Annotated in this window: 8 protein-coding genes; 6 read left to right on the forward strand and 2 right to left on the reverse strand. The window is 62.9% G+C overall.

Going from position 1 to position 12,985, the window contains the following annotated elements:
* The first annotated feature begins 183 nt into the window (after positions 1-183).
* Positions 184-1,071 (forward strand): LysR family transcriptional regulator, encoded by an 888-nt coding sequence (locus ACFYRU_RS14945; RefSeq protein WP_387658164.1) that lies wholly within the window; start codon positions 184-186, stop codon positions 1,069-1,071.
* Between the two features lie 41 nt (positions 1,072-1,112).
* On the opposite strand, the gene ACFYRU_RS14950 is transcribed toward ACFYRU_RS14945, so the two are convergent.
* Positions 1,113-2,147: an aldo/keto reductase gene (locus ACFYRU_RS14950; protein WP_387662895.1), complete on the reverse strand. Its 1,035-nt coding sequence runs from the start codon at positions 2,145-2,147 to the stop codon at positions 1,113-1,115.
* Positions 2,148-2,609: 462 nt separating this feature from the next.
* On the opposite strand from ACFYRU_RS14950, the gene ACFYRU_RS14955 reads away from it, so the two are divergent.
* The 5 genes from ACFYRU_RS14955 (at position 2,610) to ACFYRU_RS14975 (ending at position 10,557) form a co-directional block, all read left to right on the forward strand.
* A complete protein-coding gene (locus ACFYRU_RS14955; RefSeq protein WP_387658166.1) occupies positions 2,610-4,085 on the forward strand; it encodes an ATP-binding protein in 1,476 nt (491 codons plus the stop codon).
* A gap of 85 nt (positions 4,086-4,170) precedes the next feature.
* The gene (locus ACFYRU_RS14960) at positions 4,171-6,918 is read left to right on the forward strand and encodes a Z1 domain-containing protein (protein ID WP_387658169.1); all 2,748 of its coding nucleotides are present in this window, start codon (positions 4,171-4,173) and stop codon (positions 6,916-6,918) included.
* Positions 6,915-7,925: a PD-(D/E)XK motif protein gene (locus ACFYRU_RS14965; RefSeq protein ID WP_387658172.1), complete on the forward strand. Its 1,011-nt coding sequence runs from the start codon at positions 6,915-6,917 to the stop codon at positions 7,923-7,925. The genes ACFYRU_RS14960 and ACFYRU_RS14965 overlap by 4 nt, the downstream gene beginning before the upstream one ends.
* Positions 7,918-9,960 carry an AIPR family protein gene (locus tag ACFYRU_RS14970; protein WP_387658175.1) on the forward strand — a complete coding sequence of 681 codons (2,043 nt, stop codon included), beginning with the start codon at positions 7,918-7,920 and terminating at the stop codon, positions 9,958-9,960. The genes ACFYRU_RS14965 and ACFYRU_RS14970 overlap by 8 nt, the downstream gene beginning before the upstream one ends.
* Positions 9,961-10,101: 141 nt before the next feature.
* Positions 10,102-10,557: a very short patch repair endonuclease gene (locus ACFYRU_RS14975; RefSeq protein ID WP_387658178.1), complete on the forward strand. Its 456-nt coding sequence runs from the start codon at positions 10,102-10,104 to the stop codon at positions 10,555-10,557.
* 61 nt (positions 10,558-10,618) lie between these two features.
* Here ACFYRU_RS14975 and ACFYRU_RS14980 read toward each other — a convergent pair whose 3' ends face one another.
* Positions 10,619-12,484 (reverse strand): DNA cytosine methyltransferase, encoded by a 1,866-nt coding sequence (locus ACFYRU_RS14980; RefSeq protein ID WP_387658181.1) that lies wholly within the window; start codon positions 12,482-12,484, stop codon positions 10,619-10,621.
* Between the last annotated feature and the right edge of the window lie 501 nt (positions 12,485-12,985).

Below are 12,985 nucleotides of genomic sequence, written 5' to 3' on the forward strand. Positions count from 1 at the left end.
CGACCGACATATCCAATTCAAGACCCGAAGTCAGTGAGTGCTTGAGTCAGGACGACCACTGCGGGGGACCACACCCATCATCCTCACTGTGAGTGCTGCAGGTCCGCTCCATCGCCCCGCCGTTCTGCGCCAACATGCAGGGCCGCAGAATCGGTGTGGTTCGATCGACTACAGTTCTTAGTCATGGAGCTGAGGCACTTGGAGCACTTCGTCGCGGTCGCCGAGCAGAAGCACTTCACGCGGGCGGCCGAGGCGATGTCGATCTCGCAGTCGGGACTGTCCGCCTCGATCCGGGCGCTGGAGCGCGAACTGCGCGCCTCCCTGTTCGTACGGAACACCCGCAGCGTGGAGCTGACCGAGGCAGGACGCGCCCTGCTCTGCGAGGGACGCCGCACGCTGGCTGCCGCCGAAGCAGCCAAGGACGCCGTCGCCGCCGTACAGGGCCTGCTCCGCGGTCACCTCACCGTGGGGTTGGAGCAGTGCCTCGGCGTGGTCGACGTACCCGCCCTGCTAGCCAAGTTCCGGTCCGCGTATCCAGGTGTCGAGATCGAGGTCCGCCAGGCCGGCTCCACCCCGATGCTGGACGAACTCGCCTCCGGCCGCCTCGACGTCGCGTTCGTCGCCACCGCCGGCGACCCTGTCGACGGACTCGACCTGCGCCCGCTGTCGCGCGAGTCCATGGTCCTCGTCTGCTCACCCGACCACCGCCTCGCGAAGGCGTCCGGCGTCACGCTGGACGACCTGGCAGGGGAGTCGTTCGTCGACTTCGACCCGACCTGGGGCGCCCGCTCGATCTCCGACCGCGCCTTCGCCACAGCCGGCGTCGCCCACCCCGTCACGATCGAGGTGAACGACGTACACACCCTGCTCGCCCTCGTAGCCCACGACCTAGGCGTAGCCCTGGTCCCCGAACGCATCGCCGCCAAACGAGGCGACCACATCACCGTCCCCCTGGCTCCCGGCACAGCCTCCGACTGGCAAGTCTCAGTAGCCGTCCCCACCGGCCCCGCCGCCTCCCTAGCCGCCGACGCCCTAATAGGCATGCTCCCCACCACCGCCGTGCACGCATAGAACAGCCGGCCGCAGTGGTGCGGCCGGCTGAGCTGTACTACTTACCAGGCGTAGTCCTCTGGGGAGGTCTTGTAACCCGGGAAGATCTCGTCGAGGCGGGTTAGTGCCTTCTCGTCGAGTTTGATGTCTACGGCGCGTACGGCGGATTCCAGTTGCTCCATGGTGCGCGGGCCGACGATCGGGCCGGTCACGGCCGGCCGGTGTAGGAGCCAGGCGAGAGCGAGCTCACCCGGTTCGTGGCCAAGCTCGTCAGCGAACGCCTCGTACTGCTCGATCTGCGGACGCAGTCGCTCCAGCGTCTCCTTCGCGCGGCCCTCAAGGCGCCGTACGCCTTCGTTCTCCTTGCGGATCACCCCGCCGAGGAGACCGCCCTGCAGCGGCGACCACGGGATCACACCGAGACCGTAGTACTGCGCGGCCGGCAGTACCTCGCGCTCCACGTCCCGTACCAGCAGGTTGTAGATCGACTGCTCGCTGACCAGGCCGATGTAGTTGCGCCGCGCCGCCGCCTCCTGCGCCTGCGCGATGTGCCAGCCCGCGAAGTTGCTGGACCCGGCGTAGAGGATCTTGCCCTGCTGGATCGCAACGTCGATCGCCTGCCAGATCTCCTCCCACGGCGTCGCGCGGTCCACGTGGTGGAACTGGTACAGATCGATGTAGTCCGTCTGCAGCCGCTTCAGCGAAGCGTCGAGTGCGCGCCGGATGTTCAGCGCGGACAGCTTCCCCTCGTTCGGCCAGCCGTCGCCCATGTCCCCGTAGACCTTGGTAGCCAGCACCGTCTTGTGCCGGTTCCCCGGGTCCTTCGCGAACCACTCGCCAATGATCTCCTCGGTCCGCCCCGGGTAGATAGCCCGCCCGTACCCGTTCGCAGTATCGAAGAAGTTGATCCCCTTCTCATGCGCCGCATCCATGATCGCGTGCGCATCCCCCACCTCGGTGTGGGGCCCGAAGTTCATAGTCCCCAACACAATCCGACTAACCGACAACCCAGTACGCCCAAGATGAGTGAAGTCCATACCACCCACCCTCCCCCGCCCCCGCCCAGACTTCCAACAGAAGAATCTGCACAGTCCCATCACCTGCATTTCTAGGACTCCGGTCAGGCGACCTCTCGCCCTAACTGCACGAATGACCCGAACCGACAACCGTCACCTGGCACGAGTCAGGCGTCCTGACAGATGGCACGCCTGCGGGGTCATGCGCTCAGAGGCGCCGTGCTCAACGGAGCCGCGGGTGCGAGATTTCCGCACCAGGCGCTGGTAAATGCATTCGTCGGGGGGAGGACGGCAACCCAGGGTGGCTCGTCTTGTCAAGTAGATCAGGTCGACGCCGGTGCCCGGAATGTCCAGCGCAACGAGGGTCGCGTTACAGACTTCTTGCTCCCTGCTCCAGTACCCTACGTAACGGGTGGGGGACGTCCGTACAACGTTGGTCTGGCGGGGCGGTGTGCCGCTGGTGGTCGCTGCTCGCCTGGCGCCTCTGCTTCTCAAGGCAGTTGCGCATCAACCGTGTTGTGAGGAAAACGGAGCGGGACATATATGGCATACGACATCGCAGCGCCCGAACCTGCCGGCATGGTGGCCTCGCTGAGCTCCTTGGGCTACTCGTTGCCCGCAGCGATCGCTGATCTTGTCGACAACAGTATCTCCGCCAGGTCCCGAAACATCGACATCGAGTTCGCTTGGGTCGGCAGCGAATCGTGGATCGCGGTCGTGGATGACGGCGAAGGTATGACTCGCGACGGGCTCGTCACGGCCATGACGGTGGCGGCTCGGGGGCCTGCGACGCCGCGCTTGCCATCCGATCTCGGCCGGTTCGGTGTCGGCCTGAAGTCCGCGTCGTTCTCGCAGGCGAGGCAGCTCACCGTCGAGACCGCCGCCGACGGTCAACGGCACACCCGTACCTGGGACCTGGATGTGGTAGAGACGTTCGGTGAGTGGCGGCTACTCCACGGAAGCGACGAAGAAACCTCGGCGATCCTGAAGCGGATTCGGCCGTCGGGCAGTCACGGCACGGTGGTGCTCTGGCGCCGTCTCAACGGTTATAGCGGTGCTCGTGTCACCGAAGACGATGAGCGGATTCAGAAGCAGTTCTACGCCGAGGCAACTCGCACAGAGTCTCACCTCGGAATGGTCTTTGCCCGATTCCTGACCGGCAGCCGAGGCCGGAACCTCCGGGTGTCTGGAACAGCGGTTGATCCCTGGGATCCGTTCATGGGTAACCACGCTTCTGTCCAGCGGCTCCCGTCCGAGGAGCTGCGTCTCGGCGACGGTTCGGTGAAGGTCGAGGCATTCATCCTCCCCAGCGCCCACTGGCTCTCCCCGGCGGAGTATGACCTCGCTGCAGGTCCACAGGGATGGCTCGACCAACAGGGCTTCTATGTCTACCGCCGCAATCGCCTGATCCTGGCCGGCGACTGGTTGGGGCAGAGAGGTATGCGGCGCGAGGAGAAGTACAACCTGGCGCGCATCGCAGTCGACATCCCGGCCGAGATGGACGCCGAATGGGGCGTCGACGTGCGGAAGTCAAGTGTCGTTCCCCCTGTGGGGCTACGGCCGCATCTCTACCGCATTGCGCGCCAAGCCCGAGCGAAGGCCGCGGACGTGCTGCGATACCGGGGCCAAGTCGCTGCACGTACGCATGGTGATCCTCTCTCTTACGCGTGGAACGTGCGGCGGCCCGACGGAAAGGTCGCCTGCAGGATCAACCGAAGTCACCCACTGGTCCGAGCCGCCCTGAAGTATGGCGGCACCAGTACCGCCGACGTACGTGCGTTGATCCGGCTCTTGGAGGAGACGGTTCCAGTTGCTGCCCTTCGTGTGATGCACGAGACGGACACCAGCGATGACCCGGAACCATTTGGTGGGCCGGGGCCTGCCGACGAGGCTGCAACCGAGGTCGCGCAGCGCATCTACGAGTCGCTTGTCTCGGACGGACGGTCTCCCACGGCGGCACGCGAGAGGCTTCGGACCATGCCCCCCTTCGACCAACTGCAGGGCTTCTGGAGCGGATGACCGTTTGAGCTGGTTTGTCTGCTTTTCCCCGATTTCGTCTGAGTCCAGCAGGAGGCCGCACTTGAGTACCATTCCTGACGAACCGATGGCCAAGGCGATTCGCCTGGTTCTCGGATTCCTGCCACAGGATCGACAGCCGAGGCCGGAGGAGGTGCGAAGTGCGGTAAACGCCATCTTCGGAATGCTGGCAACTCAAGGCGAGGACCTTGATCGGGACCATCTGGTCAAGGAGATCGAGGCTATTACCGCCGTGTTCCAGGAGCGGTCCGTTGCACTCGTCGACTCCGACGGACACGAACCATGGCTGCCCGAGGCGAAGAATGACCGTGCGTGGGACTTTTGGGAGCGCTACCGGCGCTATCTCGAAGACGTCGCGAACCTCCCGCGTTGGGTGGTTAGGCGGCTGGACCAGAGTTCGGATGAAGTGCTGAGCCAGCTTGAAGATCCGCGACGCCCTGGACCGTGGCGTCGGCAGGGTCTTGTCATCGGCCAGGTACAGTCGGGCAAGACTGGCCAGTACATCGGACTCGCCGCCAAGTCCGTGGACGCGGGATACCGGTTCATAGTGGTCCTTGCCGGCATCCACAACGACTTGCGGAGTCAGACACAGCTGCGTATCGATGAAGGGCTCCTGGGCTTCGATACTCAGCACCAGAGCAGGTCGAATGAGGATGGCCGTTCACGCGCGATCGGTGCGGGAGCCATGCCCTTCGCCAAGAAGTTGGACATCGCGTCGCCCACGAGCAGCGCCGAGAAGGGCGATTTCGGCCTCGCGACGGCTAAGGCCATCAACTTTCCCCTCGGCAGCTTTCCTGTTGTCCTCGTGGTCAAGAAGCACTACAGGATCCTCGACTATCTGCGCAACTGGGTGCTGGATGTCCACGGAACCGAGGTCGACGATGGCGAGAAGGTCGTCAAGGACCTCCCTCTATTTATCATTGACGATGAGGCTGACAATGCGTCGATCAACACGTCGCGAGATCCCGAGGCTGACCCGACGAAGACCAACGCTGCGATCCGCAAGCTCATCAAGAGCTTCGATCGCGCCGCGTACGTCGGGTACACGGCCACTCCGTTCGCCAATATCTACATAGACCCTGACGTGGATCACGGTGTCGCTGGAAAGGATCTCTTTCCCTCTAGCTTCATCCGCAGTCTTCCCTCGCCGTCGAACTATCTCGGTCCCGAGCGGGTCTTCGGGCTTGAGGTCGACGACGAGGAGGAAGAGGACGTTGAGCCGTTGCCGCTGGTGCGGCACGTGGACGATGCGGACGCCTGGCTTCCTGGCCAACACAAGTCGGGTGATCGGCCCGGCGACCAGCTCCCGCAGTCCCTGCGCGACGCGGTCTTCTCGTTCGTGCTTGCATGCGCTGCCCGCCGAGCCCGGGGACAGACGAAGGTCCACAACTCGATGCTGGTGCATGTCACCCGCTTCACCGCGGTGCAGACGCTCGTCCGCGACCAGGTCGATGACCATCTGCGGTTCATCGTGGACATGATCCGGGACAGGCATGGGAAAGGGCCGCATGTCCGTGCCGAACTGCAGTCTCTCTGGGAACGGGACTTTGTTCCCACTACAATCAAGTTTCCGGCAGACGAAGCAGAACGTCTGACCTGGGAGCAGGTCTTCGACGAGATTCTTCCTGCTCTCAGGAAGATCCAGGTCAAGACGGTGAACGGCGCCTCCAAGGATGCCCTCGATTATTACGAGAATCGAAGGAACGGACTGTCCGTGATTGCGATCGGCGGACAGAAGCTGTCCCGCGGCTTGACGCTCGACGGCCTGACCGTCAGCTACTACCTGCGCGTATCCAAGACATATGACACGCTCCTACAAATGGGTCGATGGTTCGGATATCGCCCTGGCTACGAGGACGTCTGTCGCCTGTACACCACGCCCGCGCTGGAGGACGCATATATAGAGGTAACGGCTGCCACAGACGAACTCCGACGGGAGGTCGAGGAGATGGCGGCACTCAGCCTCACCCCCAAGGAGTTCGGACTTAAGGTCCGAGCCTCCTCTCTGGGGCTGACGGTGACGGCGGCGAACAAGATGCGGCAGGGCACGAAGATCCTGCTCAGTTACTCCGGCGAAGGCCCGGAGACGGTGATCTTCAAGCTTGCTAACAAGACAGTCAACAGCAACTTCAAGGCACTCGAGACCCTCATCCGTCGATTGGATGAGGTCGCGGAACCCATTGTTGGGGATGGCCGCGACTATGTGTTGTGGGGAGGGGTCGCTCCCGAGGTCGTCGCGGAGTTTCTGGCGTCCTACGAGACGGATCGAATGGCACAAAGGGTTCGCCCGAGGCTAATCGCGAAGTATGTCGAGCAGTGTGCCAAGGTGGGTGAGCTTAGCGACTGGACGGTTGGTCTGGTTGGCAGCACGAAGTCGATGACGCAACGCGACATCGGTGGGCACACTGTCGGCCTAGTGACGCGCAAGGCGATCAACGACGGTTTCAGAACCGAGGGCCGGTACACGATCAGGAGGGTTCTCAGTCCGCCGGACGAGCTCCTTGATCTCGACGATATGCAGGTGGCGGCCGCTCGCGAGGCTGCGGCGAAAGCCGCCGAGCAGCAGGAGAAGGCGTCGCCTCCGAAGACGCCTGCAGGCCCCCACATCCGTCGGCAGCGCCGGACCAGTCAGGCTCTCCTGCTCATCTACCCCATCGAGCTTCCACAGTCCGCTGATGGCAAGGCAACGATTCCCCTCGTAGGGTTCCAGGCGAGCTTTCCGCACTCCGAGTATCAGTCCAAGACCGAATACATCGCCAACGCTATTTGGCTCCAGGAGGATATCTACACCATCGACGAGGAGGATGAGGAGTGACCGTCACTGAAGATGAGTGGCGTGAGCTCGAGAGTCCGCATAACACGCCGGGAAGGTCCAGCCTGCGACTGCACCCAGAGTCGCCGGTCGATACCTTTCTGGCCGTCTCCCATCCCGGTCGACAGCGCATGCTGGTCTTCCGAGCGGATGCCCGCTCTGCAGACACGATCGTAAGGTCGGTGGGCCGTCTGCCTAAGGCCGCTGGAATCGAGATGAACCTGAGTGCGGTGTCCCGAGTTGAGTACGAACTCCAGGTCATCCTGACGAGTGACGGGCTACGTGAAGTCTTCACCCCACTCGTCGCTGACGTCGCCGCGACCGCGAACGCTGCTCCGACTGCCGGCGAGGCCCTGGCGGCCGCGGTGAACCGGTTCGAGAGATGGCAGGAACTCCTACGCTCCGTCGGCAGGGACGGGCTGAGTGCAGATGCACGCCGAGGGCTGTACGGTGAGCTACTAGTGCTGGGCGACGTTCTCCTAACCTCCTTGTCCCAGTCCGACGCCGTGCACGCGTGGACTGGACCTACGGGGACGAACCAGGACTTCCAGCTGTCTCGGCTGGCCATCGAGGCCAAGGCCAGCGTTGCGAAGCGCCCCCGGAGCATCCATATCGCCAGTGAACGTCAGCTGGATGGGACTGGAACGCCCGCGCTGTTTCTTGCTCTCGCGCAGCTCGACGAACGACGTGGTGGATCGGGAGAGAGCCTGAACGGCAGCGTCGAGAGGATACGACGACAGCTTACGAGCCCCAGCGCCCGGGCACGATTTGACAGTCTGCTTATTCAGATCGGCTACCTCCCCGGCCACCGTGATCTCTACGAAGAACCCCGATACACACTCCGGGAGCTTCGGTTCTGGCACGTACGGGAAGGCTTCCCGAGGCTGGTGGAGTCTGACCTGCCAGCGGGAATTGGTGACTGCACATATCAGCTAAGTATCTTGGGTCTGGACGCCTACCAGGTGACAGGTGGAGAGGTGGAGGAACTGATCAGGGGTTCTCATGTCTGAGCTCGACTTGGCAGATTTCTCACGAGACCTCGTCGCTGACGTACAGGCGACGGCTGACGCAGAGGGGACGACAACACCGGAGGCGTTTACTCGCCGCGTCTTCGAGGATTTGGAACATGCCGGCGTCGCGTCGAACACCTTCACGGCATATCACAAGATGCATGGCCACGAGGTGCATGGCTACGGCATCGGTGAGTCGGGTGATTCGCTGGATCTCTTCGTGACGGATTTCCAGCTGGCGCCATTGGCGACGAAGCTCACGAAGGCACAGACCGAGGCGTCGTTCCGACGCCTTCTTGCTTTCCTGCAGCGTTGCCGGGACGGGCTGAAGCAGCACATCGACGAGTCCTTCGACGTGTACGACATGTGCTCAGCGGTCGAGAAGGCTCTCGCCGAGGTGCAGCGGATCAGACTCTTCCTGCTTAGCAACCGGGTAAGTACCTCGGTTGAGGTCAGCGCCTCGCATTTCGACGGACTTCCGGTGACTCACGAGGTATGGGATTTAGCCCGGCTGCACCGTCACGCGACGTCGGGCGCTCTCGGCGAGCCCATTGTGGTCTCGTTCAGCCCTCCGTTGCCCTGCGTCTCGGCCCCGAGCTCGGAAGAGGACCACTCCGTGGTTCTGGCGGTCATACCCGGAGGGCTGCTCGCAGAGCTTTACGCCGAGTACGGCACGCGGCTCCTGGAGCTCAACGTCCGATCTTTCCTCCAGATCCGCGGTGCGGTTAACCGGGGTATCCGCGAGACACTACTGAACACACCAGGCCGGTTCCTTGCGTACAACAACGGCATCACCGCGACCGCGTCCCAGGTCGACTTCGTGAGGAACCGGGACGGTGAGCCCACCCATATCTCCGGCGTGCATGGCCTCCAGATCGTCAACGGCGGCCAGACTACCGCGTCGCTCCACTATGCGATGAGCCGCGACAAGGCCGAACTGTCTGACGTCCGGGTCCAGATGAAACTGACCGAGGTGGCACCTGAGCGGCTCGCGGAGATCGTTCCAAAGATCTCGGAATACTCCAATACGCAGAACCGGGTGACCCAGGTCGACTTCAGCTCCAACCACGACTACCAAGTGGAGCTCCAGCGGATCACCCGCTCCCTATGGGCGCCCGCGACAGACGGCAGCGGCCAAGAAACCCACTGGTTCTACGAGCGTGCGCGTGGCCAGTACACGGACGAGTTAGCGAAGGCGCGCACCCCTGCCAGACAGCGACAGTTCAAGAAGCTGAACCCGACGAAGCAGAAGTTCACCAAGGCAGACCTGGCAAAGTTCGTCCACTCATGGAACCAGCTGCCGTACCAGGTCAGCCGCGGAGCACAGAAGAACTTCGTCGCTTTCATGCTCACCGTTGACAAGACCCCGCCTCGCGTCGACGTCCAGTACTGCCAGCGAGTAATTGCGATGGCGATCCTGTTCAAGGCAACAGACCGGATCGCTGCGATCTGCGGAGCGGGAAGCCACAAGAGCATGATCACGACCTACACCGTGGCTCGTCTGACGCTCGAGACGGATCGCCGGATCGATCTCGACCGGATCTGGCGGGAGCAGGGTGTCTCGCCGGCATTGGATGCTGCGGTCCGGGATCTGTGCCCGCGCGTCATGCGGGCGGTGACGACTCCGCTCGAAGGGAACCACGTAGGTGAATGGGCCAAGAAGGCAGCATGCTGGGACGCTGTTTCCAGAGTGGACTGGAAGGCCCCTCGAACCTTGATATCGGAGTTGCTCGACCATCCGCTGGATGATGCAGCTCTCGAACGCGGCACTGGTATTGAGCAAGGAGCTGGCGAGGAGGCAGCTTTAATCTCTGCCGACGAGTGGTACGCGATCGAGCGGTGGGCCAAGGAGACCCATAACCTCGAACCCTGGCAGCGGCAGCTGGTGCAGCTCGTCGGTAGACGTATCGAACTGGAGCAAGTAATTTCCGAGGCGCAGGCTGTCCAAGCGCTGCACGCCCGGATGGAGGCGCTACGGCTGGGTTTCAACGCAAGCCCGTTTCCGCTAGTTCGCGACTTGAGGGCGACTGACTGACAACGTTGCGGTGCTCGGGCATCGCCCGACGAGAGATCAGCGACCTTGGTCAACGACGCGAAGTCCAGTTGATTGTCGGAGCCGGGGGGAGAGTATGGCATCCTCCCCCCAAGGGGCTTCGGATAGGCTGGTTAGCACGACATGACACGCGTTGACAGTACGTCAGGTGGACGATGGGTCCGCACAGCGAAGGGCGGTCACCTACGGGGACGACGTGTGCGTGATACCGCCCCCGAGGTGGCGCTCCGTCGGGCGGCGCATCGGCTGGGACTTCGCTTCCGGCTGCAGCGCCGGGTGGCGAACCACTGCACTGCTGACTTCGTGTTGCCTCGTTATCGCGTTGCTGTGTTCGTCGACGGCTGTTTCTGGCACGGGTGCCCCATTCACGGGCCGAAGGTTTTCCGGGGGCCGAACGCTGCCCTGTGGCTAGAGAAGATCGAGCTAAATAAGGCAAGGGACCTCCGCAACACGGAGGCGGCGGAGAGGGCCGGATGGATCGTAGTGCGAATCTGGGAGTGTGAGATTCGCACCGACGTCGAGCAGGCAGCTCTCAGCCTCGCCCGGACATGCGCCTCTCAGGCTCACTCAGGAGCTTGAGCAGGTGCCAACGTCTGGCCTGGAGTCTCGCTCGACGCGCGGTTGAACGATCGCAAGAAGCTTAATTGCCTCGGGCGCAGTATCTGCTCAACGGACACTCGTCGCAGAGCGGATCATTGACCTGGCACAGGGTGATCCCGATCAAGCGCAGCGCTGCCATACGCAGAGGTGCGTCCTCGCCTGCACCGACTAGCTTCACCAGATTCACCCGGCCGTCGCTGAGTTTGTTCGTGCGGTCCGAGTCACTATCGTTCAGACGAGCAGCGACCCGTAGCGCTCCCTGTCCCACCCAGAGGAGATCCTCACCTGTCAGAAGCCGGTAGAGCGTGCGTTCTGCCGGCTTCATGTCCAGATGCGTCGGAACATCATCGGAGTTCTTCCATACTGACGACTTGCCGACCACGTCAGCCAGCCTGTCTACCCGTGCACGCGCGGCTGTACTGGGAGCTGCGTCCATGAGGGACACGAAAGCTGGCTTGGTCAGGACATTGCATTCCCTGATGATCTCGACCATCGCCGCCAATTGGTCGGCCCGCATCTTCGTGCCGGAGAGTATAGCCACAACCGCTGCAGAGACCGAGGACATCCCGCTCCCGGGCAGCTGGTGCCAAGCGCCCGTCCTGCGCTGGCGTTTCGCCCATGTGGTCAGATCCTTGCGTACTGTGCGCCAGTGCGGTTTGAGCCGGCCTCCATTGCTTGCGTTGTCTAGCGGTCGGAGCGCCTCTGCGGCGGCTTGGCCGAGCAGCGGCGGCACGGCGTTGCCGATTTGCCGGAAGGCGTCGCTGCGGGTCCCGGCGAACCGGAACCTGTCAGGGAAGGTCTGTACCCGTGCGGCCTCACGGACGGTCAGGGTGCGGTTCTGTTCCGGATGGATGTACCAATAACCGTCCTTGGCGATGTGCGCGGTGATCGACCTGCTCAGATCGTCCCAGTCAAGCTTCTTGTACTTGTCGGTGAAGTGCTCGGCGCTGTACCGCTGGAGTTCTGGATCGATGTCTGAGTACAGGGTCTTGGAGTCCATCCCGGAGAAGATCTCGAGATCGTCGGCCCTGACGCGGCGGGTCATGTGGTCCCAGATATGGTCTTTCGGCGCACGCTTCCGCATCTCCGCCGCGAAGGCGGGTAGCTCTTCAGGTTCGCTGTAGGGCCACTCGCGCCGCCCGACACGTTCTGTGGCCACGACCGGTAGTACTGGCATGTCGCCGATGGCGTCTCGCAGCGTGGTGCGTATTTCCGTCTCGAGACGCCACTTGAACTTCTCCACGTCGTTCCGCGCCAGCAGGATCAGGCGCTTCCGGTGCTGTGGTACTCCATAACGCCAAGCGTCCACCAGACGCACCTGCGTCGCGTACCCGAGCTCCTCCAGTTGCTGTTCGATGGTGCGAACCACGAAGAAATCATCTCCGAGCCCCATGTCGGGCACGTTCTCCATGAGCACGACACGGGGTCGGATTCGCTTGACGACATCGAGGTAGGCGCTCCACAGTTCCTTGCGACGGTCGTGGGGATCACGTCCGTGATGCTCGACAAGACTTCGGATCTTGCTCCGCCCCGCCCGGCTGAATGGTTGGCAAGGAGGCCCTCCGGCCACGAGATCGACCTTAGCTGGTGCCAGCAGGCCGACAAGCCTGTCCCGCTCGTCAGGGTTCCCCAAGTCCATGTGGAGGCTCATGCCGGAGAAGTTCGCGGCATGCGTCTCCAGAGCTCGCTCGTCGAAGTCGACCGACGCGGCAACAGTCCAGCCCGCCCGTTGAATCCCGAGGCTGAGGCCGCCTGCCCCAGAGAACAGATCAACGGCGAGCCGCTTTCCACTACCAAACCCTTCGAGCCAGTTGGCGAACCCTTCAGGCTTGCAGCTATTCCTGTTCGGCTTGAGCTTCAGATAGTCGCTCCGCTCGAGAGGTACGCCGTAGTACCGCTTCGACACCGGACGAACCTCCACAACCTACGGGATGACAAGAACGAGGACCAGGAGATCACGAACCACTGCTGCAGGCAAGCACTCCGGCCCTGTGGGCACCGAACAAGAACAGGTGATCATATGACACGTTCTCCAGGTGACAGCGCCGTTTCGAGGGCTCCTAGCCCCCGGCCCACGAAGAGTGGTCCAAGTGCTCTCCGTGGTCAGCGATCGTAGAGGATGGCACCGACAAGATCGCGATCGGGGCTGGCGCATCGACCGGCACGCCCAGAGAACGCGATAACAGAACCGGCTGAGAAGACCTGCTCGGATGTCGGCCGACGGCGGTTGCGACTTCCATTCGCTGATGGCGGGCTCAGACGCAGGCACCTGAGCGATCCGGACAATGCCGTGTCGACTTACAGACTCGTCGCTGGCAGCGAGGCGGATCGGTGGTAGTGCCGCGAGCATCAGCGAGGGCTTGATCGGAGCTATCAGCGAGCAGGTGCCAGTTGGCGTCCCTCGAAG

The organism is Kribbella sp. NPDC004536, from assembly GCF_042873835.1.
Taxonomy (GTDB): Bacteria; Actinomycetota; Actinomycetes; order Propionibacteriales; family Kribbellaceae; genus Kribbella.